Below are 22,508 nucleotides of genomic sequence, written 5' to 3'. Positions count from 1 at the left end.
TTGTGGGGAACGGGCCGATGATGGACGCGGTGGATTGTTCCCGTCTAATCTAACTTGGCACTTGATTGATACCTGGATTGAATCAATGTTTGAACTGGCCCAGCTGCGCTGCTTCACCACCGTGGCGACCGAACTCAACTTCCGTCGCGCCGCCGAACGCCTGAACATGACCCAGCCACCGCTGAGCCGGCAGATCCAATTGCTGGAGCACCACCTGGGCGTCGAGCTGTTCACCCGCAGCACCCGCAGCGTGGCGCTCACCGCCGCCGGCCGGGCGTTTTTCATCGAAGCGCAGAACCTGCTGGAACAGGCGCAACAAGCCGCCGAGGCCGCCAAGCGTTTTGCCAAGGGTGACATCGGTTCGGTGACCATCAGCTTCGTCGGCAGTGCGGTGTACGAGTTCTTGCCCAAGGTGATTGCCGAGGCCCGGCTGAAACAGCCCCAGGTCAAAATCGTCCTGGCGGAGATGAACACCTACCAACAGCACGAAGCCCTGCGCGCCCGGCGCATCGACCTGGGCATCGTCCGCTCGCCGCTGCTGGAAACCGGCTACGCCACCGAATGCCTGGTGCGCGAACCCTTCGTGCTGGCGGTGCCTGCCGGACATCCGCTGGCCAGCGCTGAAACCGTCAGCGTCCAGGACCTGGACGGACAACCGTTCCTGATGTACTCCCACGCCGCCTACCCGCCCTTCAACGAACTGCTCACCGGCATGCTCCGCTCGGCCCGGGTCGCGCCGCAATTCGTGCAGTGGCTGGGGTCGTCGCTGACGATCCTGGCACTGGTCAACGCCGGCATGGGCCTGGCCCTGGTACCGCGTTGCGCCAGCAGCGTGGTGTTCAAGCAGGTGGTGTTTCGCGAGATCGACCTGGGCGAAGGGGTGCAAAGCGAATTGCACCTGGTGTGGCGCGAGGACAACGACAACCCGGCGTTCACCATGTTGCTGGAAGGGATTCGGGGGGCGGTTCGGGAAGGGTTGTGAAGGCGGAACAATAAGGCCCATGCGGCTGGCAGTGCCTGACGGAACCCAACATTCCACCGAGCTTCGTGGACTTAGGTTGTGAGGGCGCTTGCGGCGCCCCCCCACAACACTACCTGGCGACTACCCAGGCTTGTAGTTATCCAGTACTCGATTGACCGCTAACTCACCCAACATGATGATCCGTTGCAGCACCAGCATCGTTTGGCGCCTTGGGCCGTCCGTCAAATCGGTGAGGTCGCTGACCATCACGCTGGCGGATGCCAAGGATTCGCACGCCTCAACGAGCAACGTTTCGTCATCCACCGCTGCGTCGATGGTGAAGATCGTGCTGGGCTTGCGGGGCTGTATCTGCGTTTTCGTTGCCCCGGGGTTCAGGTAGTGCTTGAGCGCGCGGTCTGCCGCCTCTTTCAACTTTTCAGGGTCGAGAGAGTCGCCGTAGAGTACCGAATAGATATCCGGGGGGTTGGGCGTTACTTTGAACATAAATGACAATTCCTACATTGGAGCTGCAACCGTTCTCGACTAAAAGAAGGGTGGCGGCTGTACGCAGGTTAGTCGACCGGTAGGAATTGGTAAAACCCGGCGCGCCCGAGGACGCCCTGCGCACAACCACCATTTAGTGCAGGCATATAAATGACCTGACTGAACGGTGCTCAAGCACCTTACCAAACCTGATGGGCGACTAAACCCGACCACTGATGGGCAGTGGCAGGTAAACGATAGAAGCCAGGGGCAAAGCGCACAAGCCAGCGGATTCTGACGCATGCGTAAGTAAGGACGCAAGGTCTCGTAGCCTTTGGGGCGTTATGTGGAATGTATTTAAACGTGTCGCGCTGGATATGTTTTCTTAAATTAAACATGGCGACTTTTCTTCGTTATTTCTTGGGGCTGTATGGGTGTAAATACAGTGTCTTACGGGACGCTTTGGCCTCATCGATATTAAACGAGGTTATGCCGTAGATAATACGTTGGCGGATGCTTTGGGGAATTTTCCTACAGTTGACCGGCTACAACTTGTTGCGTTATCAAATGGCACCTTGCCCGATATTGACCTGCGGTTCCTCATAGACCGATCGATATGTATTTTCAGCCTTAAAAATCACATGGTTGCAATTTGTTCCATGAGAGCTTGCTCCCGCTGGGCTGTAGGAGCTGACGAGTGCAACGAGGCTGCGATCTTTCCTCTGTCCATTGAGTCCAAAGCGAAAGATCAAGATCAAAAGATCGCAGCCTTCGGCAGCTCCTACCGCAGCCCAGCGCGAGCTTGCTTCCTCGCCACATTGTCAGCGCCCTATTCCAGTCCCCCTCGACAAGTTGTACGATGACCGACGAGCATGCAACCGCTCGCGTTCCTGATACCTACAACAACAAGGAAATCCCCATGAAAAAAGCGACATTGGTCATCAGCTTCTTGTGCCTGTTCAGCGGCTACGCAGCGGCCGCCACTTCATCGGCCGAGCAGGAGGTGGCCCAGGCGGTCGATCATTTGACCCAAGCCATGCTGCACAAAGACATCCCACAACTTCAGGCACTGGCCGCCGAGAACCTGACCTACGGGCACTCCAGCGGCAACATCCAGGACAAGAAGGCCTTCATCGCCGACATCGAAACGGGCAAGAGCGCGTTCAAGACCCTGGAAATGCAGAACCAGAAAATCACCCTGTCCGGTGATGTGGCGCTGGTGCGCAATCACTTCTCGGCCCAGGCGCTCAAGGGCACTGAGGTGGTGCCAACGGAAATCGAGAACTTCCAGATCTGGCAGAAGCAGAAGAACGGCAAGTGGCTGCTGATCGGTCGTCAGGCGTTTCGGTTCTGACCTGAAAATCTACATGGGCGCCGCTAGTTGACTGAACCGCTGGGATTCAATGTGGCGAGGGGATTTATCCCCGCTGGGCTGCGAAGCAGCCCTGAAACCAGGCAACTCGGTGTATCAGTCTGATTGCATCGCTGCTGTTGGGACTGCTTCGCAGTCCAGCGGGGATAAATCCCCTCGCCACAGGTCACAGTGACTTCAATCCGTCGCCCACTGCTGGCGGTATTGCAACAGGAAATCCACAAAAGCGCGCACCCGCTGCGGTACGTACCGGCCGTGAGGATAGAGCAAGGTGAACGGCCGTGAGCGCCCCGCGAAAGGCGCAAGCACCTCCACCAACTGCCCGTTGGCCAGCTCCTGTTCGACGATGAATTTGTAAGTCTGGAACAAGCCCGCGCCATGCTTGGCCAGCGTCACGCCGCCGAGCACATCGTCCGAACAACAGTAACCCCCTTCGCCGAACACCTCCTTTTCCTTGCCCTCGACATTGAACAACCAGGAAATCCGTCGCCCGCTACTGGGCAATTCGAACTGGATGCACTCGTGATCGTCCAGGTCTTCAAGCACCTGCGGCGTGCCGGCCTTGCGCAGATAGTCAGGAGACGCGACCACCACCAGTTTCCCGTCTTCCAGCAGCCGGGCGATCAACGACGAGTCCGGCTGGGCCCGCACCCGGATGGCGAGGTCATAACCTTCGGCAACAAAATCGATGTTTCGATTGCTCAAGTGCAGGTCCACCGTCACTTGCGGGTACAGCGCCCGAAAGGCCGGCAGCAAAGGCAGGATGCGGTGATGCCCGTAGGTGGTGGGCAGGCTGATGCGCAGTTGCCCGGACGGCACCGATTGCGCGCCCATCATTTCCTGTTGCGCCTCGACCAGTTGCGTCAACGCCTGCCGACATTGCTCGAAATAGGTCTTGCCGGCTTCGGTCAGGCGAATACTGCGGGTGGTGCGCACGAAAAGCCGTGAGCCCAGGCGCTCTTCCAGGCGAAAGATCGAGCGGCTCACCGCCGCCGGGGTAACCCCCGCCAACTGCGCCGCCGCCGTGAAGCTGCCCGCCTCCGCCGCCAGGCAGAACAATTCTATGCTGCCCAACTGCAGGTCTTCGAAATGACGCTTCATGATTCATTACACCGCGTATCAACTGAAGTTTCCAAAGGCCTGTTTATCAGTCTGCGGCGTATAAATATAGTGGCCTCTCAACGGCGTGGGATTCTTCCTGCGCACTTTCTCAGCTGCTGGAGTGCAACATGCCTTTCGTCAATGTGCGAATTACCCGAGACGGCGTCACCCGTGAACAGAAAGCCCAGGTGATTTCCGAAATCACCGAAACCCTCCAGCGCGTACTGGGCAAGGACCCGCACTTGACCCATATCGTGATCGAGGAAGTCGACACGGATAATTGGGGGTACGCGGGGATGACGACGACGCAGTATCGAAGTCTTCCCAAGGAATAACGCTCTGCCCTTTCGAGCCCGGTCCAACTGACCGGGCTTTTTTCTTCGTGCCAACCCGACAACCTTGTGAGAGCGAGCCTGCTCGCGATAGCGGTGTGTCAGTCAACATCAATCCCGATTGGCCTGACGCCATCGCGAGCAGGCTCGCTCCCACAGGGATTTATGGGTATTTTAGATTGATTACATGACGTATCAACTCAAGTACCAGAAGCCTTATTTATCAAACCCTGAGGCATCAATACCCTGAGCTCAACCACCGCCGACACAGGCGCACCGGTTCAACTCAATGTGATCAGGAGTCAATCATGAGTCTCAAAAAAACCGTCATCATTACCGGCGCTTCCAGCGGGATCGGCCTGGGTTTGGTCAAGGCGTTCCTGGGTCGGGGTTATAACGTGGTGGGCAATGCCCGCTCCCCGTCCGGCCTAGAGGCTGCCGCCGCCGAGCTCGGTCACCCGGCCGGTTTCATCGGCGTGGCCGGCGACATCGCTGACCCGGCCACTTCAACCGCCCTCATCACTCAAGCCGTCAAGGCGTTTGGCGCCGTTGACGGGCTGGTGAACAACGCCGGTTTCTTCCTGCCAAAACCCTTCGTCGAATACAGCCCCCAAGACCTGGACGCGCTGCTGGACACCAACCTCAAGGGTCTGGTCTACGCCAGCCAGGCCGCTGCGGCGCACATGATCGGGCGCCAGCAAGGCTTCATCATCAACATTTCAGCCGCCGTGGCCCTGCAACCGAACATCCAGGTGCCGGCAGCACTGCCGGTGTTGATCAAGGGCGGCGTCAACCAGATGACCCGCGCCCTGGCCCTGGAACTGTCGCCCCACAACATCAAGGTCAACGCGGTCGCCCCCGGCATCATCGACACGCCCATGCACGACCCGGCTCACCGCGAATTCCTCGACAACCTGGCCCCCGCCGGTCGCGTGGGCACCGTCGAGGAAATTGCCGAGGCCGTGTTGTACCTGGCGGGCGCCGATTTCACGACGGGCGCGATACTGCCGGTGGACGGCGGGATGAGCACAGGCAAGTGGTAAACAGGCAAGTGGTAAAAAGAAAAACCCCGAAGGCAGGACCTCCGGGGTTTTCATGACGCACGGGGTTCAGAGCGTGTAGGAGATGCCGGCCTGCACGGTCCGCGGTGCGCCTGGGTAGGCGTAGACACCACCAAATGCGCCTTCCTCATAATCGGCGTCGAACAGATTCTTCAGGTCCAGGTTGAGGCGGATCCGCTCGTTGACCTTGTAGTAACCGAGCAGGTCCACGACGGTGTAGCTGTCCATGGTAAAGGTGCTGGCCGCCGTATTGCCGGCCCGCTCATCGATGTACTTGGCGCCCAGGCCCAGGCCGAGACCTTTGAGGCCACCGTCCTGGAACTCGTAGACGTTCAACAGGCTGAAGGAGTTCTTGGGCACGTTGAGCAGGCGGGTGCCGGACGGGATATTGATGTCTTTGGTCACTTCGGCATCCACATACGCGTAGCCACCGATCACGCGCCATTCTGGCGTCAAATTGCCCGCCACGTTCAAGTCAAAGCCACGGCTGCGCACTTCGCCGGCAGCCACGTTGAAGGTGGCGTCCAGCGGGTCGGGCGTGAGGACGTTGCGCTTTTCAATCTGGTAGATCGCCGCGTCAACGCTCAACTGGCGATCCAGCGCTTCCCACTTGACGCCCATTTCGTAGGACTTGCCCTCTTCCGGCTTAAACCCCTCACCCTGACCCTGGCGACTCGCTCCGGTGTTGGGTTTGAACGAGCGCGCGGTGTTGGCGTAGAGCGCAACGGTATCGGTCAGATCGTAGATCACCCCCAGGCGTGGGGTGACGGCATTTTCAGTCTTGTCCCAGTTACGGCTACCGGGCCGAGCCTGAGGGACGAAGGATTCGTACTCATGCTCGAAATGCTCGAAACGCGCCCCTGCCAACACCTTCAGGCGCTCAGTCAGCGCCACCTGATCCTGGACGAACACACCAAACGTCTTGAGGTTTTCCTGGTCATCGGTGGGCGTACGCGTCAACGCCGGGCGTGGCTGGCCATGCACCGGGTCGAAGATATCGATCGGGTAGGCACCGGCGGCGCCGGAGGAACGCTGGATGATGGACTGGTAGTCGTAGTCTTCATACTCGATCCCCGTCAACAACGTGTGCTCGAACCCTCCGGTGGAAAAATGCCCGGTGAGGTTGAGCTGGGTGTCGCGGTCGGTCCACTCCAGCTTGCGGTAGTTGAAGTTGCGACTCAGGGTACGCCCATCGGCGCCGATGCTGTTGCCCTCCACGGCATTGCCCTGCAAGGTGCCGTCGAGCCATTGAGTACCACCGGCCAGGGTCCAGTCGTCGTTGAGCATGTGCTCGAAACGCACCTGCAGCATGTTGTTGTCGTTGTGCAGCTTGCCGGCGTCTTTTTCGCCGAAGAACGTATCGCGCGACGCGGTGCCGCGCTGGCCGGCGTAATGGGTCAGGCCACGGTCCAGCGGCGCATTGTTGCGCATGAAATCGCCTTCGAAGGTCAGGCGCGTGGTGTCGTTGACCTGCCAGGTCACCACTGGCGCGATGCCGTAGCGCTCGGTCTCGACGTGGTCGCGGAACGTATCGCCGCCCTCGCCGACCACGTTCAGGCGATAAGCCAGACGCCCTTCTTCGTCCAATGGACCGGACGCGTCCAGCGTACCGCGACGCATCCCCTGGTCGCTGACCTGGCTGCCCAGGGTCACCGTGCGCTCGGCCAACGGCTGCTTGGACACCACGTTGAAGGTACCGCCCGGGTCGCCACGGCCATAAAGCATGGTGGCCGGGCCGCGCAGGACTTCCAGCCGCTCGATGGTGTTGGCGTCCGGCATGTTCGGGTAGCCACGGTTGATCGGGAAACCGTTGCGGTAGAACTCCCCAGTGGTGAAGCCGCGTACGGTGAAGGTGGTCAGGCCCTGGCCGCCGAAGTTGTTGCCCCGGCCTACGCCGCCAGCGTAGTCGAGGGCGTCTTGCAGGCGCGTGGCGCCGAGGTCTTCGACCACGTCGCGAGACACCACGGAAATCGATTGCGGGGTTTCATGGATCGCCGTGTCGGTACGGGTGGCGCTGGCCGAACGGGTGGCGTGATAGCCCTTCACTGGACCTTGTGCTGATTCATAGTCGGCGTTACCGACGATATCCGTGGCTTGCAACTCAAGGGAGGCCGGCTTGGCAGGGATTGGCTCTTCGGCCCAGGTGGGAATGGAATAAGCCTGGAGCACACACAGTGAAACGAGAATCCGACGCATCGATGCACAATCCTAATGGAAACAAGCCACCCACATCGGGAGGCTGACAAAAATGTGTCGCGAAAGATACAGTAACTCATTGTCGTTTGATATCTATTCCCATTAACACTGACGTTTTTTGTGACCGGTCAGTCCGTCATCGCGAGCAAGCTTTGCTCCCACAGGGATCTTCAGCGGGAACAAGTCTTGTGGTTGGCCCCTGCCTCACCCTGTGGGAGCAAAGCTTGCTCGCGATGGCGCCAGAACAATCACCCCCGACCCTATTGACCCGCCGCAATCGACTCCTGCTCCACCCGCTGGAAGAACACCTGCGCACGATGATCCTGGGTATAAGCCACGTTCAACCGCAACCAATCGCACGCCTCGCCCTGGGGCAGGAACGTCGAGCCCTGAGACAACTGGATTTGCAGCTCCCGGGCGATCTGCTGCACTCGTTGTGCCGCCAGCCACCGCGGCCTGGCCCAGACGAACAGGCCCCCCATCGGCTCGGCAAATACCTCCCAGTGGGCCGGGTCCAATTGGCGCAGCGTGCTCGCCATCTGCTTGTTCAGGCGCTGGCGCAAGCGCTGGATCAGCTTGCGATAAGCACCATTGGCCAGCAACGTCGCCACCACGTTTTCCGCCAGCAGCGAACAACCGATGCCGGTAATCATCTTGACTTCGGCCAGGCGCTGGATGATCTCGGGATGGGCGACCACGTAACCGATGCGCAGCGAACTGGACAGTGTCTTGGAAAAACTCGCCAGGTAGATCACCCGGTCCAGGGCATCCAGGGAGGCCAGGCGTGAGGTCGGACCGTTCTGGAAATCGGCGTAGATGTCGTCCTCGATGAGGCGAAAGTCATGGGCCGTTGCCAGTTGCAGCAGACGATAGGCCACGCTTGGCGCCAGGCTGGTGCCGGTGGGGTTCTGGTACATGCTGTTGATGAAGAAATACGAGGGTTTATGCTCGCCGAGAAGCTGTTCCAGGCGGGCGATGTCCGGGCCTTGCACGGTTCTCGGCACCGCCACGGTCTTGACCCCCTGCAGCTTCAGCAGATTGAACAGGTTGTAGTAGCCGGGGCTTTCCACCAGCACCAGGTCACCGGGCTTGAGCAGGGTTCGCACCAGCAGGTCGAGGCCCTGGCTGGCACCTTGGGTGGTGATGATTTGCGCCGGATCGACGTGAATATCGATCAGGCCCAGGCGCTTTTGCAGGTGCAGGCGCAGATGAGGCGAGCCCAACGGGGTGCTGTAGTTGAACAACGCGTGGTTGTCGCTGCGCACCACTTGGCGGATCGCCTGGCCCAGGTCGGTGTCGTCGCGCCAGGCATCGGGCAGCCAGCCACACCCCAGCTTGAGCTGCGTCGATTCATTGTCGAACAACCGCCACCGCGCGTTATCCGTTTCCGGCTCCGGCTCCACAGGTCGGGCCAACTGTTGCGCGACAAAAAAACCCGCGCCATGTCGAGACTCCAGCACCCCACCGGCAACCAGTTGGTCATAGGCCTTGATCACGCTCGACAGGCTCAGGCTGTTCTCACGGGCCAATTGGCGAATGGACGGCATGCGCGCGCCGGGGCGGATGCCATGGGCGTTGATCCAGCCCATGAGGTGCGTCACGAGTTGCCGGATCACGGGCTCGGCAACGTTGCGATCAATCTTCAGGTCCACGGCTGGCGCTCTTGGCTAAGTGTTCTCGATTTTTTAGCGAACAGTTAAGCACAAATGGCCTGGGTCTGTTCCTTGTTTGCGCTGTGCCCGGCAGTGATAGTCCCCGGGACTTCATGCACACCCTTTAAGGAACACCCTTGAACCCATCGCATCAACATTCCTGGGGGCTGGCTTTCGGCCTTTGCCTGATCACCCTTGCGGTCAACCTGCAGGCGCCGCTGTACACCACCTACGCGCAGTTGTCCGGCTACGGGGCCGGTGCCACGGCGGTGGCGTTTTCCGGTTATGTGCTGGGCGTGCTGCCGGTCCTGCTGGCATTCGGTGGGCTGGCCGACCGGGTGGGACGCAAGCCGTTGATCCTCGTCGCGCTCGGGCTGTCGATGCTGGCGACGCTGGTGACACTGCTCTGGCCGAGCCTGGAGGCGCTGGGCGTGGCGCGCCTGATGATGGGGATCGGCACAGGGCTGGCCTCGGCCACATCAACCGCCTATATGGCCGAGCTCATGGCAACCCGCGATCCCCGCTCGCCGGCCAACCGGGTCACCGCCAGCACCTCCCTGGGCTTTGGCCTGGGCGCGGCGTTGACCAGTCTGTTCCTGTTCGTCCATCACAGCGCCACACCCGGCAGCTTCTGGTTGCAGCTGATGTTGGCTGCCATGGCGATCGTCGTGGTCTGGCGATTACCGGACCCGGCGCTGAAAATCAAAGATGCACCGCTGCTGCGCCTGCCTTTGTTTCCCGCCGGCAGCCTGCCCTACAGTTTTTCCATGCTGCTGGCCTGGGCGACCTCGGGCCTGGTCATCGCCATATTGCCGTCAGTGCTGGCGACCCACGACTTGCAGCGTTGGTCTGGCCTGTCGACCTTCACGGTCATCAGTTGCGGCTTGCTCTTCCAGCCCTGGGTTCGGCGCATGCAACCGGCCAGGGCCACGGGCCTGGGCCTGTTGATCCTGCCCGCGAGCTACGCGTTGCTGGCCTGGGGCGCGAGCGCCGGCTCCCTGCTCGCCGTGCTGCTGGGGGCATTGGGCGCCAGCAGCGCTTGCTACGGCTTCCTTTACCTGGGAGGGTTGTCAGCCGTCACGGCCATGGCCGGCACGGAAAAGGCCCGGGTCAGCGCCGGGTTCTTCCTGTTCGCCTATGTCGGGTTCAGCATTCCGGTGGTGGTGACCGGGTTGTTGGCTGACGCTTTTGGCGCTGATGTGGCGTTGATCGTGTTTGGCCTGGCGTTGTTGGCGGGGGCGGTTGTCACGGGATGGCGCATAGTCCGGACGCAGGCGTATGTGGCCCATCTGTCCCACGGCTGAACACAAAACCTTGTGGCGAGGGGATTTATCCCCGCTGGGCTGCGCAGCAGCCCTAAACCTGACATTGCGGTGTGTCAGGCAGATAGGATCTGCTCATCTTGGGGGCTGCTGCGCAGCCCAGCGGGGATAAATCCCCTCGCCACAGTTTTCGTATCCTTGACGGCTTCATCGCCTGCTTCAAGGACCGCGCCCGGCAAAGTCGTATACCATATCCCCACCTAAGCCGAACGACCCGCCGCCGTGACTTTATCCAAGTTCAACCTGCCTGACCTGGGCAACACCCCTTCCACCTCGGAAATCATCACCCGCCACCTGCGCGATGCCATCGTGGCCGGGCATTTTGCCGAGGACGAGCCGATTCGCCAGGATGATATCGCCCGGCAGTTCAACGTCAGCAAGATCCCCGTGCGCGAAGCCCTCAAGCGTCTGGAGGCCGAGGGCCTGGTGATGTTCCAGCGCAATCGCGGGGCGATGGTCACGCGCATTTCCGAGGCGGAGCTGGCGCAGATGTTCGAGGTGCGGATGCTGCTGGAAGACAAAGTGCTGCGCCTGGCGATTCCCAACATGACCGAAGCCACCTTCACCCGCGCCGAAAGCATCTGCCGGGAGTTCATCGGTGAAGACGACGTCGGGCGCTGGGCGGAACTGAACTGGCAACTGCATGCCTGCCTCTACGAACCGGCGCAACGGCCCTTCATGGTGGGTTTGATCCGCTCGGTCCACGACAAGCTGGAGCGCTACTTGCGCATGCAGATGAGCCTTTCGGCGGGCAAGGAACGCGCCGATCACGAGCACCGGGAAATCATCAAGGCCTGCCGCGCCGGCGATGTCGAGCACGCGGTGAAGCTGCTGGACGAACACATCGCCGGGGTCTGCGAGACCTTGTTCAAGTTCCTGCCTTCCAGCCATTGATGGGCCTGCACTGTGCCGATTTCGTCATCGGCGACAGGTAAAACCATCAAGCCGTCGCCCCCTGGCGCGGGCCACGCTTGCCGTCACTCATCTGAACGGACGTGGCCCTCCCATGAAACGCATCACCGTGATCGACTCCCATACCGGCGGCGAACCGACCCGACTGGTCACCGACGGTTTTCCTGACCTGGGCCAGGGCAACATGGCCGAGCGCAAGCAACGGCTGGCCACGGAACACGACGCCTGGCGCAGCGCCTGCGTGCTCGAACCCCGGGGCAGCGATGTGCTGGTGGGGGCGCTGCTTTGTGAGCCGGTGGACCCCAGCGCCTGTGCCGGCGTGATCTTTTTCAATAACAGCGGCTACCTGGGCATGTGCGGCCACGGCACCATCGGCCTGGTGGCGTCACTGGCTCACTTGGGCAGGATCGGCCCCGGCGTGCACAGCATCGAAACCCCGGTAGGCACGGTACAGGCAACCTTGCACGAGGACCGCTCGGTGAGCGTGCGCAACGTGCCGGCCTACCGTTACCGCAAGGCACTGGCCCTGGAGGTGCAGGGCATCGGCCCGGTGGTGGGCGACGTGGCCTGGGGCGGCAACTGGTTTTTCCTGATCACCGAACATGGCCAACGCGTGGCCGGCGATAACCTCGACGCGTTGACCGCCTACACCTACGCCGTACAGCAAGCCTTGGAGCAGCAGGGTTTTCGCGGCGAGGACGGCGGCCTGATCGACCACATCGAACTGTTTGCCGACGACCCGCAAGCCGACAGCCGCAACTTCGTGCTCTGCCCGGGCAAGGCCTATGACCGCTCCCCTTGCGGCACCGGCACCAGCGCCAAACTGGCGTGCCTGGCGGCCGATGGAAAACTGCAACCGGGGCAGATCTGGCGCCAGGCCAGTGTCATTGGCAGCGAATTCGAAGGTTCCTACGAACGTTCGGGCGAGCGTATCGTGCCGACCATTCGCGGTCGCGCCTACATCAGCGCCGAAACCACACTGATCATCGAAGCGGATGACCCGTTTGCCTGGGGCATTCGTCCGTGAGCGAGGGCCATGTCGCCGACGTGATCATCATCGGCGCGGGCATCATCGGTGCGGCCTGTGCCCAGGCGCTGGCCCGACGCAACGTCAACGTGTTGGTGCTGGACGCCGGTTGGCACGGCGCGACGGCGGCCGGCATGGGGCACCTGCTGGTGCTCGATGACAACCCGGCGGAACTGGCCCTGAGTCAATATTCCCTGCAACGCTGGCGCGAGCTGGCCCCCGCCCTGCCCGACGGCTGCGCCTGGCGCAACAACGGCACCTTGTGGCTGGCGGCCAATGCCGAAGAAATGGCGGTGGCCCATAGCAAATACCTGAACCTGCTGGACCATGGCGAAGCCTGCGAACTGATCGGCCACGCCGCGCTGCATCAGCGTGAACCCGAGTTGCGCCCAGGCCTGGAAGGTGGGCTGCTGATCAAGGGCGACGGCATCCTCTACGCCCCGGCGGCCGCGCGCTGGATGCTGGACGCGCGCAACATTCGCCAGCAACGGGCGCAGGTCAGCGAAATCGACGGTCATCGCGTGCGCCTCGACGACGGTCGCTGGTTGAGCGCCGAAGCGGTGGTCCTCGCCAATGGCATCCAGGCCACTGAATTGTGCCCGGAACTGCCGATCGTGCCGAAGAAGGGCCACCTGCTGATCACCGACCGCTACCCCGCTACCGTCACCCACACCCTGGTGGAACTGGGCTACGTCACCAGCGCCCATAACGCCAGCGGACCGTCGGTGGCGTGCAATATACAGCCGCGCCCGACCGGGCAATTGTTCATCGGCGCCTCGCGGCAGTTCGACACCGTCGACCCGCAGGTGGAAGGCTGGATGCTGGCGAAGATGCTCAAGCGCGCCGTCGAATACCTGCCAGGATTGGCGCATCTGAACGGCATCAGGGCCTGGACCGGTTTTCGCGCAGCGAGCCCCGACGGCTTACCCCTGGTGGGCCAACATCCACAGCGCCAGGGACTGTGGCTGGCGGTGGGTCACGAAGGCCTGGGCGTCACAACGGCGCCGGCAACGGCCGACCTGCTCGTCGCGCAGTTGTTCGACGAAAACCCACCACTGGCCGCGCAGCCTTACCTGCCGCAGCGTTTCCTGGGAGAACCGGTCCATGCCTGAAGCCCGACACACTTCCCTTGTTTGCTTCGAGGATAGGGTTGCCCCCCTGTGGCGAGGGAGCTTGCTCCCGCTGGGCTGCGCAGCAGACCCGACATTTTTGCGATTGCTGCGCAATCGAGCGGGAGCAAGCTCCCTCGCCACAGGTTCTGGGTGTGCTCCTGACATCCACTTAGCCAAGGAGTATCGGACCCATGCCTGAATTATTCCTGGACGGCCGCCCACTGTCAGTCGCCAACGGCACCAGCGTCGCGGCGGCATTGGCGTTGGGCGCGGATGGTTGCAGTCGCACCTCGGTCAGCGGCCAGCGCCGAGCGCCGTTGTGCGGCATGGGTATCTGCCAGGAGTGCCGGGTGCTGATCGACGGCCGTCGCCGCCTGGCCTGCCAGACCCTGTGCCACGACGGCATGCAGGTGCAGACCCGACCATGAACGAAACCACCGACCTGCTGATCATCGGTGCCGGCCCCGCTGGCATGGCCGCCGCCCTCGCCGCCGCCAGCAGCGGCGCGCACATCGTGCTGCTGGACGACAACCCGCTGCCCGGTGGGCAGATCTGGCGCGACGGCCCCCAGGCCAACCTGCCCAGCGCCGCCCGACGCCTGCGTGATCAACTGCACACCTGCGCCAACGTACGCTGCCATGCCGGTACTCGCGTGATCGCCTGCGCGGCGGATAAAACCTTGCTGGTGGAAGATGCCGAACGCGGCTGGCAGATCAGCTACGAACGCTTGATCCTCTGCACCGGTGCCCGTGAGCTGCTGCTGCCGTTTCCCGGCTGGACACTTCCCGGCGTGACCGGTGCCGGCGGGTTGCAGGCGCTGATCAAAGGGGGCTTGCCGGTGCGCGGCGAACGGCTGGTCATCGCCGGCAGCGGCCCCTTGCTGCTGGCCAGCGCCGCCACGGCAAAGCATCAAGGTGCACAAGTGCTGCGCATCGCCGAGCAGGCCCGGCGCGGCGCCGTCGCCGGTTTCGCCGCACAACTGCCGCGCTGGCCGGGGAAGTTTTTCCAATCGTTCAGCCTGTTCGACCGGCACTACCGCACCGACACCCACGTGGTGGAAGCGCTCGGTCGGGAACGGCTGGAGGGCGTGCGCCTGCATCAGCAAGGCAAGACGATTGAATTGGCCTGCGACCGGCTCGCCTGTGGTTTCGGGCTCATTCCCAATACCCAATTAGGCCAGGCCCTGGGTTGCGCGGTTGAAGACCAGGCGCTTGCGGTTGACGCCTGGCAAGCGACCACTCGCCATGAACATTACGCGGCAGGCGAATGCACCGGTTTTGGCGGCAGCGAACTGGCGCTGGTGGAAGGCGCCATCGCCGGCCATGCCGCCGTCGGCAATAGCGCAGCTGCCCAGCAGCTGTGGTCGCGCCGCGCACGTTGGCAGGGTTTCGCCGGGGCATTGAACAAGGCCTTCGCCCTCGATCCACGGCTCAAGACCTTGGTCCGCAATGACACCCTGGTCTGCCGCTGCGAAGACGTACCGTACGGCGAACTGGTCGGCCACGAAAACTGGCGCGAAGCAAAACTGGCAAGCCGCTGCGGCATGGGCGCCTGCCAGGGCCGAGTGTGCGGCGCCGCCCTGGAACACCTGTTCGGCTGGACACCGCCCACACCCCGCCCACCTTTCAGCCCGGCGCGGATCGAAACCTTGCTGAACCTGGAAGAAACCCCACCCACCTGAACCCAACACACATCCCACTCTGACCTGCATAGTCATACAACCTGCACTCACCGCAATACCCTGTGGGAGCTGAGCTTGCTCGCGATAGCGGTGGGTCAGTTGGTAGAGATGCTGCCTGTGCCGCCGTCATCGCGAGCAAGCTCGGCTCCCACAGGGGATTGCCATAACCCCCAGATCTGTGAACACACCGGAACCCTGTGGGAGCGAGCTTGCTCGCGATAGCGGCGTGACAGCCAGCACATTTTCGACTGACACTGCGCCATCGCTCCCACAAAAAAAGACGCCGCCGGCCATGTACCCCTCCCTCACTTCCCTAGCCCCCTGCGACCTCGACACCCTGCTGCGCAGCCTGCAGCCCATCGCCCCGCTACTGGACACCCTCGCGGACGTGGTGTTTTTCATCAAGGACAAGCAAGCCCGCTACGCCTTCGTCAACCAGACCCTGGCCCGGCGCTGCGGTTTCAAACACAGCGGTGACCTGCTCGGCCTCACCGCCGACCAGGTGTTCCCCGAGCGCTTCGGCCCGCTGTACACCGAACAGGACCGCCGGGTGCTGGCCAGCGGGCGGGAGTTGGCCGACCAGCTCGAACTGCATTTGTATTACGGCAACCAGCCCGTCTGGTGCCTGACCCACAAGCTCGCCCTGCACGATCCAGACGGCCAGATCGTCGGCCTGGCCGGTATCTCCCGCGACCTGCAACTGCCGCAATCGAGCCATCCGGCGTTCCACAAACTGGCGGCGGTGGACGCCCATATCAAGCAGCACTTCGCCCGCCCCATCAGCCTTGCCGAGCTGACCGCCATTGCCGAATTGTCGGTGGCGCAACTGGAGCGGCACTGCAAACGCATCTTCCAACTCACGCCGCGGCAGATGATTCACAAGGCACGACTGGAAGAGGCCTCGCGGCTGCTGCTCGACAAAGACCTGCCGATCACCGAGATCGCCCTGCGCTGCGGTTACACCGACCACAGCGCCTTCAGCCGCCAGTTCCGGGCCCTGACCAGCCTGTCGCCCAGCCAATATCGCGAGAATCAGCGCTGATCCTTGTTCCCTGATGGGGCATCGGATCCTGTGGCTGCTCCCATCTGTAACACCCCGAATCCAACGTAGCACCCCGCGCTTATGTGTACCGCCCGTCAGGAACGCCTCTAGGTCAGCCCTCCAGCACGATTACTGCGCCCCAAGCAGAAACAGGCACGCCGATTGCTTATCTAATATCGTATACGAAATCCTCAATACGATATCTCACCGCATTTATTCGACAGCGAGGCATTTATGAAAAACCCTGCATTGGCCGTAGCCCTCAGCGTTGTCCTCACCCCGCTTTTCATCGCCCCCGCCCACGCCGACAAGCTCGATGACATCATCGGCTCCGGCAAGCTGCGTTGCGCCGTGACCCTGGACTTCCCCCCGATGGGCTTTCGCGATGAAAGCAACAAACCGGCGGGCTTCGACGTGGACTATTGCCACGACCTGGCGAAGGTCCTCGGTGTCGATGCCGAAGTGGTGGAAACCCCGTTCTCCGACCGAATCCCCGCGCTGCTGTCCGGCCGTGCCGATGTCATCGTCGCCTCCACCTCCGACACCTTGGAGCGGGCCAAGACCGTGGGCCTGACCGTGCCTTACTTCGCCTTCCAGATGGTCGTGCTGACCCGCGACAACACCGGCATCAACAGCTACGCCGACCTCAAGGGCAAGGCCCTGGGCAACACCAGCAGCACCTACGAAGCCATCGCCCTGGAGAAGGACCAGAAGAGCTGGGGCAGTGGCAGCTTCCGCGCCTACCAGTCGCAGAACGACACCCTGCTGGCCGTCGCCCAGGGGCACATCGATGCCACCGTGGTGACCAACACCGTGGCCGCCGCGACCATCAAGTCGGGCAAGTACAAGGGCCTGAAGATCGCCGGTGACGCGCCCTACGTCATCGACTACGTATCCCTGGGCGCCAAGCGCAGCGAATACGGCCTGCTCAACTACCTCAACCTGTTCGTCAACCAGCAGGTGCGCACGGGTCGCTACAAGGAACTGTTCGTCAAATGGGTGGGCACCGACATCCCGCCGGCCAACCTGACCGTTCCCCAGGTCTATTACTGAGGATCGGCGCATGCCAAGCACGCCTGTCCGTGTGAAAGGCCGCAGCCTGGTGGAGGGTGCCGCCCAGGGCGCCCTGCTGTTCGCCGAGGTGGGGCTGAGTTTCTGGGGCGGGGTCGATCCAGCCAGCGGCGAAGTCATCGACCGCCACCATCCCTTGAGTGGCCAGCGCCTGGCCGGGCGCGTGCTGGCGATCCCCAGCGGACGCGGTTCCTGCACCGGCAGCAGCGTCTTGATGGAGCTGATCAGCAACGGCCACGCGCCCGCCGCCCTGGTGCTCGCCGAAACCGATGAAATCCTGACCCTGGGCGTACTGGTGGCGCAGGTGATTTTCCAACGCTCGCTGCCAGTGGTGTGCGTGGGGCACGAGGCCTTCAATGGGCTGCGCGGCCAGGGTTTCGTGCGTCTGGAAGGCGACGTCCTGACACTGTCTGGCCGGCCCCCAAATGACGGTTGGCAAGGTTCTGACCCAGCGCCGCTGTCGCCCACATCCTCAACCCTGGCGCTGAGCGAACAGGACCGGGCGTTGCTCGACGGCACCTACGGCAAGGCCGCCCAAGTGGCGATGCAAATCGTGCTGCGCATGGCCGAGATCCAGGGCGCCACGCAACTGCTGGACGTGACCCAGGCCCACATCGACGGCTGTATCTACACCGGCCCGGCCAGCCTGCGCTTTGCCGAACAACTGGTGCAGTGGGGGGCAAAGGTTCGCGTGCCCACCACCCTCAATTCCATTTCCGTGGACCAGCGGCGCTGGCGGGAACTGGGCGTCGATCCGGCCCTGGGCGAGCCAGCCAGTGCCCTGGGCGATGCCTACATGGCGATGGGCGCGCAACTGAGTTTCACCTGTGCCCCTTACCTGCTGGACACCGCGCCCAAGGCCGGCGAACAAATCGTCTGGGCCGAATCCAACGCGGTGGTCTACGCCAACAGCGTGCTGGGCGCGCGCACGCAGAAGTACCCGGACTTCCTCGACATCTGCATCGCCCTGTGCGGGCGGGCACCGTTGACCGGCTGCCATCTCGACGGCCCACGCAAGGCCCGGCTGATCGTCGACGTGCCGGCGCTGGGTCCCGTGGATGACAGTTTCTATCCGCTGCTGGGCTATCACATCGGCAGCCTGGCGGGCCGGCGCATCCCGCTGATACGCGGGCTGGAACACGCCGCGCCCACCCTGGACGACCTCAAGGCTTTCGGCGCCGCGTTCGCCACCACCAGCGCCGCGCCGTTGTTCCACATCGCCGGGGTAACGCCGGAAGCCCTCGACCCGGCCGATGTCCTGGAGAGCGACGTCACCTTGCCCCAGGAAAGCGTCGATGCCGCCGGCCTGCTTGCCAGTTGGCGTGAGCTCAACAGCGCCCGGGACAACTGGGTGGACGTGGTGTCCCTGGGTAACCCGCATTTCTCCCTCAGCGAATTCGCCGCCCTGGCGACCTTGTGCGCGGGCCGGGTCAAGCATCCCTACGTGGTGCTGGCGATCACCTGCGGCCGGACAGTGCTGGAGCAGGCCCGCAAAGCCGGGTATCTGGCCGCCATCGAGACCTTCGGCGCGGTGCTGGTGACCGACACCTGCTGGTGCATGTTGGGCGAACCGGTGATCCCGCCCCACGCCACCACGCTGATGACCAACTCCGGTAAATACGCCCACTACGCACCGGGCCTGGTCGGGCGTGGGGTGCACTTTGCCGCCCTCGCCGAATGCGTCGAAGCCGCCTGCACCGCCTCGACCCGCGGCCAGCCGCCGGCATGGCTGCAACCCACCGCCCGCACGGGGAGCCCGACTCATGTTTGACTACAGCTTCCAATGGCGCCCGGCCTTGCGCGCCCTGCCCGACATGCTCGCCGGGGCCTGGGTGACCTTCGAGACGGCCGCGCTGTCAATGATTTTCGGCGTGCTGATCGCCCTGGTGCTGACGGTGATGCGCCAGGCCCCGAATCGCGTGTTGCGGGGCGTGGGCAATGGCTGGGTGTCCATCGCCCGCAACACGCCCTCGCTGTTCCAGATCTACATCCTCTACTTCGGCCTCGGCTCCCTCGGCCTGCACGTCAGTTCCTGGCTGGCCTTGCTGGCCGGGATCACCTTCAACAACGCCGGCTACCTGGCGGAAAACTTTCGCGGCGGCCTCAAGGCCGTGCCCAGTACGCAAATGCGCGCCGCCCGCTCCTTGGGGATGAGCGCCTTCCAGGCGTACCGGATGATCATCGTCCCGCAACTGTTGCGCATCGTGTTCTACCCGTTGACCAACCAGATGGTCTGGGCGGTGCTGATGACGTCCCTGGGCGTGGTCGTCGGCTTGAACAACGACCTCACCGGCGTCACCCAGGAATACAACGTCAAGACCTTCCGCACCTTCGAATACTTCGCCCTCGCGGCGGTGCTGTATTACCTGATCGCCAAGCTGATCGTCGGGCTGGCCCGGCTGTTGTCCTGGCGGTTGTTTCGTTATTGAGGAGGGTGGGTCATGTTTTCTACAAGCCTCAGCGTCAACGACCTGCTGTATTTGCTCGAGGGGGCCTGGGTCACGCTGCAACTGACCGTCTGGTCGATCCTTTTGGGCACCCTCGCCGGGTTGCTGTTCGGTCTGTTGCGGGCGTTGTTGCCGCGGGCCAGCCTGCCGTTGGCCTGGTTGCTGGACGTGTTCCGCAGCGTGCCGCTGCTGATCCAGTTCGTGCTGTTCAACTCACTCAAGAGCATCGCCGGCCTGAACCTCAGCGCCTTCGCCGTCGGCTGCATCGTCCTCGGCGTCTATGCCGCCGCTTACTTCACCGAGATCGTCCGCGGTGGCGTGCTGGCGGTGCCGTTGAGCACCCGCCGGGCCAGTCGGTCACTGGGCCTGAGCTATGTGCAGGACCTGCGGTTCATCGTCCTGCCGATTGCCACGCGGGTGGCCTTTCCCGGCTGGCTGAACCTGGTACTGGGCGTGATGAAAGACACCGCCCTGGTGATGTGGATCGGCATCGTCGAATTGCTGCGGGCATCGCAAACCATCGTCACGCGCATTCAGGAACCCCTGCTGGTGCTGTGCATCGCGGGCCTCATTTACTACGTCATGAGCCTGGTGGTCGCCCGCCTCGGCGCACGCCTGGAAAGAAGGTGGCAGGAAAATGATTGAGATCGAAAACGTGCACAAATCCTTCGGTGACCTGGAAGTGGTCAAGGGTGTGAGCCTGACCGTGGACAAGGGCGAAGTGGTGTCGATCATCGGCGGTTCCGGCTCCGGCAAGTCGACCCTGCTGATGTGCATCAACGGCCTGGAGCCGATCCAGAAAGGCAGCATCCGGGTGGACGGCATCGAGGTCCATGACCGCGCCACTGATCTCAATCGCCTGCGGCAGAAGATTGGCATCGTGTTCCAGCAATGGAACGCCTTCCCCCACCTGACCGTGCTGGAAAACGTGATGCTGGCGCCGCGCAAGGTGCTGGGCAAAAGCAAGCAGGATGCCGAAGCACTGGCGGTGCAACAGCTTGAACATGTGGGCCTGGGGGACAAGCTCAAGGCCTTCCCCGGCAAGCTTTCCGGCGGCCAACAGCAGCGCATGGCCATCGCCCGGGCGCTGGCGATGTCGCCGGACTACATGCTCTTCGACGAAGCCACCTCGGCCCTGGACCCGCAACTGGTGGGCGAAGTGCTGGACACCATGCGCATGCTCGCCGAAGACGGCATGACCATGGTGCTGGTGACCCACGAGATCCGCTTCGCCCGGGACGTGTCCGACCGCGTGGCGTTCTTTTGCAATGGCCGGGTCCATGAAATCGGGCCGCCGGACCAGGTGATTGGCAATCCGGTGCAGCCGGAGACGGCGGCTTTTCTCAGGTCGGTGAAATAGCCGATGGCCTCATCGCGAGCAAGCTCGCTCCCACAGGGGTTTTGTGTACACAGCCCAATCCATGTGTCCACCACAAAACCCTGTGGGAGCGAGCTTGCTCGCGATGAGGCCCGACCAGACAACACAAGGATTTGATCCATGCGCTCATCCAAAATCATCCATGTAGTCAGCTGCCACGCCGAAGGCGAAGTCGGCGATGTGATCGTCGGCGGCGTCGCCCCTCCACCCGGCGCCACGGTGTGGGAACAGTCACGCTGGATCGCCCAGGACCAGACCCTGCGCAACTTTGTCCTCAACGAGCCCCGCGGCGGTGTGTTCCGCCACGTCAACCTGCTGGTGCCAGCCAAGGACCCGCGGGCGCAAATGGCCTGGATCATCATGGAGCCGGCCGACACGCCGCCGATGTCCGGCTCCAACTCGTTGTGCGTCGCCACCGTGCTGCTGGACAGCGGCATCCTGCCGATAACCGAGCCCCAGACCCGACTGGTGCTCGAAGCGCCGGGCGGCCTGATCGAAGCCGTGGCCGACTGCCGCGACGGCAAGGTGCAACGGGTCGAGATCAAGAACGTGCCCTCCTTCGCCGACCGCCTCGATGCCTGGATCGAAGTCGAGGGCCTGGGCTCGTTGCAGGTGGACACGGCGTATGGCGGCGACAGCTTTGTCATCGTCGACGCCCAGCGCCTGGGCTTTGCCATCCGCCCTGACGAAGCCGCCGAACTGGTGGCCGCGGGCTTGAAGATCACCCGCGCTGCCAACGAACAACTGGGCTTCGTCCACCCGCTGAACCCCGACTGGTCGCACATCTCGTTCTGCCAGGTCGCCGCGCCCATCGTCCAGGAAAACGGCATCGCCACCGGCGCCAATGCCGTGGTGATCCAGCCCGGCAAGATCGACCGCTCGCCCACCGGCACCGGTTGCTCGGCACGCATGGCGGTGCTGCACGCCAAGGGCCTAATGCAGGTCGGCGAGGGTTTTATCGGTCGCTCGATCATCGGCTCCGAATTCCACTGCCGCATCGACTCACTGACCGACGTGGCCGGACGCCCGGCGATTTATCCATGCATCGCCGGACGGGCGTGGATCACCGGGACGCATCAGCTGTTGCTCGACCCGGCCGATCCGTGGCCCGAGGGCTACCGGCTTTCGGATACCTGGCCGGGCGCATGACTTTCAGATTCACCCAAAACCCTTGTGGCGAGGGAGCTTGCTCCCGCTGGACTTGTGTAGGAGCTGCCGCAGGCTGCGATCTTTTGATCTTTCGCTTGAGATTCAAGTGTCTGGGGAAAGATCGCAGCCTCGTTGCACTCGACAGCTCCTACACAGCTCCTACAGGCCCAGCGGGAGCAAGCTCCCTCGCCACAAAAGCACTATCAAAA

General features: G+C 62.8%; 21 protein-coding genes. 17 read left to right on the top strand and 4 right to left on the bottom strand.

All coding sequences use genetic code 11. From position 1 onward, the window contains the following. Positions 1-85: 85 nt before the first annotated feature. A complete protein-coding gene (locus B0E42_RS03535) occupies positions 86-982 on the top strand; it encodes a LysR substrate-binding domain-containing protein (protein WP_077505693.1) in 897 nt (298 codons plus the stop codon). Positions 983-1,102: 120 nt separating this feature from the next. Here B0E42_RS03535 and B0E42_RS03530 read toward each other — a convergent pair whose 3' ends face one another. Further along, the gene (locus B0E42_RS03530) at positions 1,103-1,465 is read right to left on the bottom strand and encodes a DUF6124 family protein (RefSeq protein ID WP_053119601.1); all 363 of its coding nucleotides are present in this window, start codon (positions 1,463-1,465) and stop codon (positions 1,103-1,105) included. An 898-nt stretch (positions 1,466-2,363) separates the two neighbouring features. On the opposite strand from B0E42_RS03530, the gene B0E42_RS03525 reads away from it, so the two are divergent. Next, a complete protein-coding gene (locus B0E42_RS03525) occupies positions 2,364-2,798 on the top strand; it encodes a nuclear transport factor 2 family protein (RefSeq protein WP_003202535.1) in 435 nt (144 codons plus the stop codon). 195 nt (positions 2,799-2,993) lie between these two features. Here the strand turns inward: B0E42_RS03525 and B0E42_RS03520 are convergent, their stop codons facing one another. Then, positions 2,994-3,917: a LysR family transcriptional regulator gene (locus B0E42_RS03520; RefSeq protein WP_018609616.1), complete on the bottom strand. Its 924-nt coding sequence runs from the start codon at positions 3,915-3,917 to the stop codon at positions 2,994-2,996. A 128-nt stretch (positions 3,918-4,045) separates the two neighbouring features. On the opposite strand from B0E42_RS03520, the gene B0E42_RS03515 reads away from it, so the two are divergent. Together B0E42_RS03515 and B0E42_RS03510 are read left to right on the top strand one after the other, a co-directional pair. After that, a complete protein-coding gene (locus B0E42_RS03515; protein ID WP_003202537.1) occupies positions 4,046-4,252 on the top strand; it encodes a 4-oxalocrotonate tautomerase family protein in 207 nt (68 codons plus the stop codon). Positions 4,253-4,557: 305 nt separating this feature from the next. Further along, positions 4,558-5,292, top strand: a complete 735-nt coding sequence (locus B0E42_RS03510; RefSeq protein ID WP_077505691.1) for an SDR family NAD(P)-dependent oxidoreductase — start codon at positions 4,558-4,560, stop codon at positions 5,290-5,292. A gap of 66 nt (positions 5,293-5,358) precedes the next feature. Here B0E42_RS03510 and B0E42_RS03505 read toward each other — a convergent pair whose 3' ends face one another. Beyond that, the gene (locus B0E42_RS03505) at positions 5,359-7,506 is read right to left on the bottom strand and encodes a TonB-dependent siderophore receptor (RefSeq protein WP_077505689.1); all 2,148 of its coding nucleotides are present in this window, start codon (positions 7,504-7,506) and stop codon (positions 5,359-5,361) included. Between the two features lie 260 nt (positions 7,507-7,766). Continuing rightward, on the bottom strand, positions 7,767-9,158 hold the full coding sequence (locus B0E42_RS03500; RefSeq protein WP_077505687.1) for a PLP-dependent aminotransferase family protein: 1,392 nt from the start codon (positions 9,156-9,158) through the stop codon (positions 7,767-7,769). Positions 9,159-9,295: 137 nt separating this feature from the next. Here B0E42_RS03500 and B0E42_RS03495 point away from each other — a divergent pair, with 137 nt between their 5' ends. From B0E42_RS03495 to B0E42_RS03435, 13 genes are all read left to right on the top strand, one after another. After that, positions 9,296-10,462 carry an MFS transporter gene (locus B0E42_RS03495; RefSeq protein WP_077505685.1) on the top strand — a complete coding sequence of 389 codons (1,167 nt, stop codon included), beginning with the start codon at positions 9,296-9,298 and terminating at the stop codon, positions 10,460-10,462. Between the two features lie 240 nt (positions 10,463-10,702). Continuing rightward, a complete protein-coding gene (locus B0E42_RS03490; protein ID WP_077505683.1) occupies positions 10,703-11,374 on the top strand; it encodes a GntR family transcriptional regulator in 672 nt (223 codons plus the stop codon). Between the two features lie 112 nt (positions 11,375-11,486). After that, positions 11,487-12,419, top strand: a complete 933-nt coding sequence (locus B0E42_RS03485) for a 4-hydroxyproline epimerase (RefSeq protein ID WP_077505681.1) — start codon at positions 11,487-11,489, stop codon at positions 12,417-12,419. After that, positions 12,416-13,531 (top strand): FAD-binding oxidoreductase, encoded by a 1,116-nt coding sequence (locus B0E42_RS03480; RefSeq protein ID WP_077505679.1) that lies wholly within the window; start codon positions 12,416-12,418, stop codon positions 13,529-13,531. The genes B0E42_RS03485 and B0E42_RS03480 overlap by 4 nt, the downstream gene beginning before the upstream one ends. A 191-nt stretch (positions 13,532-13,722) precedes the next feature. Continuing rightward, positions 13,723-13,959 (top strand): 2Fe-2S iron-sulfur cluster-binding protein, encoded by a 237-nt coding sequence (locus B0E42_RS03475; protein ID WP_014339133.1) that lies wholly within the window; start codon positions 13,723-13,725, stop codon positions 13,957-13,959. Further along, entirely contained in the window at positions 13,956-15,212 is a 1,257-nt protein-coding gene (locus tag B0E42_RS03470; protein ID WP_077505677.1) for an FAD/NAD(P)-binding oxidoreductase, read from the top strand. Before B0E42_RS03475 ends, B0E42_RS03470 begins: the two co-directional genes overlap by 4 nt. A 292-nt stretch (positions 15,213-15,504) precedes the next feature. Next, complete coding sequence (locus B0E42_RS03465; RefSeq protein ID WP_024616201.1) at positions 15,505-16,254, top strand: AraC family transcriptional regulator; 750 nt, start codon at positions 15,505-15,507, stop codon at positions 16,252-16,254. Between the two features lie 234 nt (positions 16,255-16,488). After that, a complete protein-coding gene (locus B0E42_RS03460; RefSeq protein WP_057452165.1) occupies positions 16,489-17,307 on the top strand; it encodes a transporter substrate-binding domain-containing protein in 819 nt (272 codons plus the stop codon). Positions 17,308-17,317: 10 nt separating this feature from the next. Next, positions 17,318-19,096, top strand: coding sequence for an aconitase X (locus tag B0E42_RS03455; protein WP_077505675.1), 1,779 nt, complete (start codon positions 17,318-17,320; stop codon positions 19,094-19,096). Beyond that, a complete protein-coding gene (locus B0E42_RS03450; protein ID WP_053179440.1) occupies positions 19,089-19,754 on the top strand; it encodes an amino acid ABC transporter permease in 666 nt (221 codons plus the stop codon). The genes B0E42_RS03455 and B0E42_RS03450 overlap by 8 nt, the downstream gene beginning before the upstream one ends. Positions 19,755-19,766: 12 nt before the next feature. Continuing rightward, positions 19,767-20,417 carry an amino acid ABC transporter permease gene (locus B0E42_RS03445; RefSeq protein WP_003202560.1) on the top strand — a complete coding sequence of 217 codons (651 nt, stop codon included), beginning with the start codon at positions 19,767-19,769 and terminating at the stop codon, positions 20,415-20,417. Beyond that, a complete protein-coding gene (locus tag B0E42_RS03440; protein WP_077505673.1) occupies positions 20,410-21,132 on the top strand; it encodes an amino acid ABC transporter ATP-binding protein in 723 nt (240 codons plus the stop codon). Before B0E42_RS03445 ends, B0E42_RS03440 begins: the two co-directional genes overlap by 8 nt. Before the next feature lie 138 nt (positions 21,133-21,270). After that, positions 21,271-22,299, top strand: a complete 1,029-nt coding sequence (locus B0E42_RS03435) for a proline racemase family protein (protein ID WP_077505671.1) — start codon at positions 21,271-21,273, stop codon at positions 22,297-22,299. The last annotated feature ends 209 nt before the right edge of the window (positions 22,300-22,508 follow it).

This window comes from Pseudomonas sp. A25(2017) (genome assembly GCF_002001065.1).
GTDB lineage: Bacteria > Pseudomonadota > Gammaproteobacteria > Pseudomonadales > Pseudomonadaceae > Aquipseudomonas > Aquipseudomonas kilonensis.
The sequence above is the reverse complement of the archived record's forward strand: the minus strand, read 5'-3'. Positions and strand labels throughout refer to the sequence as shown.

Coding starts and splice junctions, on each gene's coding strand:
- B0E42_RS03535 (WP_077505693.1), top strand. CDS start 86: ATGTTTGAACTGGCCCAGCTGCGCTGCTTCACCACCGTGGCGACCGAA.
- B0E42_RS03460 (WP_057452165.1), top strand. CDS start 16,489: ATGAAAAACCCTGCATTGGCCGTAGCCCTCAGCGTTGTCCTCACCCCG.
- B0E42_RS03525 (WP_003202535.1), top strand. CDS start 2,364: ATGAAAAAAGCGACATTGGTCATCAGCTTCTTGTGCCTGTTCAGCGGC.
- B0E42_RS03435 (WP_077505671.1), top strand. CDS start 21,271: ATGCGCTCATCCAAAATCATCCATGTAGTCAGCTGCCACGCCGAAGGC.
- B0E42_RS03530 (WP_053119601.1), bottom strand. CDS start 1,465: ATGTTCAAAGTAACGCCCAACCCCCCGGATATCTATTCGGTACTCTAC.
- B0E42_RS03475 (WP_014339133.1), top strand. CDS start 13,723: ATGCCTGAATTATTCCTGGACGGCCGCCCACTGTCAGTCGCCAACGGC.
- B0E42_RS03505 (WP_077505689.1), bottom strand. CDS start 7,506: ATGCGTCGGATTCTCGTTTCACTGTGTGTGCTCCAGGCTTATTCCATT.
- B0E42_RS03465 (WP_024616201.1), top strand. CDS start 15,505: ATGTACCCCTCCCTCACTTCCCTAGCCCCCTGCGACCTCGACACCCTG.
- B0E42_RS03445 (WP_003202560.1), top strand. CDS start 19,767: ATGTTTTCTACAAGCCTCAGCGTCAACGACCTGCTGTATTTGCTCGAG.
- B0E42_RS03485 (WP_077505681.1), top strand. CDS start 11,487: ATGAAACGCATCACCGTGATCGACTCCCATACCGGCGGCGAACCGACC.
- B0E42_RS03450 (WP_053179440.1), top strand. CDS start 19,089: ATGTTTGACTACAGCTTCCAATGGCGCCCGGCCTTGCGCGCCCTGCCC.
- B0E42_RS03455 (WP_077505675.1), top strand. CDS start 17,318: ATGCCAAGCACGCCTGTCCGTGTGAAAGGCCGCAGCCTGGTGGAGGGT.
- B0E42_RS03470 (WP_077505677.1), top strand. CDS start 13,956: ATGAACGAAACCACCGACCTGCTGATCATCGGTGCCGGCCCCGCTGGC.
- B0E42_RS03515 (WP_003202537.1), top strand. CDS start 4,046: ATGCCTTTCGTCAATGTGCGAATTACCCGAGACGGCGTCACCCGTGAA.
- B0E42_RS03440 (WP_077505673.1), top strand. CDS start 20,410: ATGATTGAGATCGAAAACGTGCACAAATCCTTCGGTGACCTGGAAGTG.
- B0E42_RS03510 (WP_077505691.1), top strand. CDS start 4,558: ATGAGTCTCAAAAAAACCGTCATCATTACCGGCGCTTCCAGCGGGATC.
- B0E42_RS03520 (WP_018609616.1), bottom strand. CDS start 3,917: ATGAAGCGTCATTTCGAAGACCTGCAGTTGGGCAGCATAGAATTGTTC.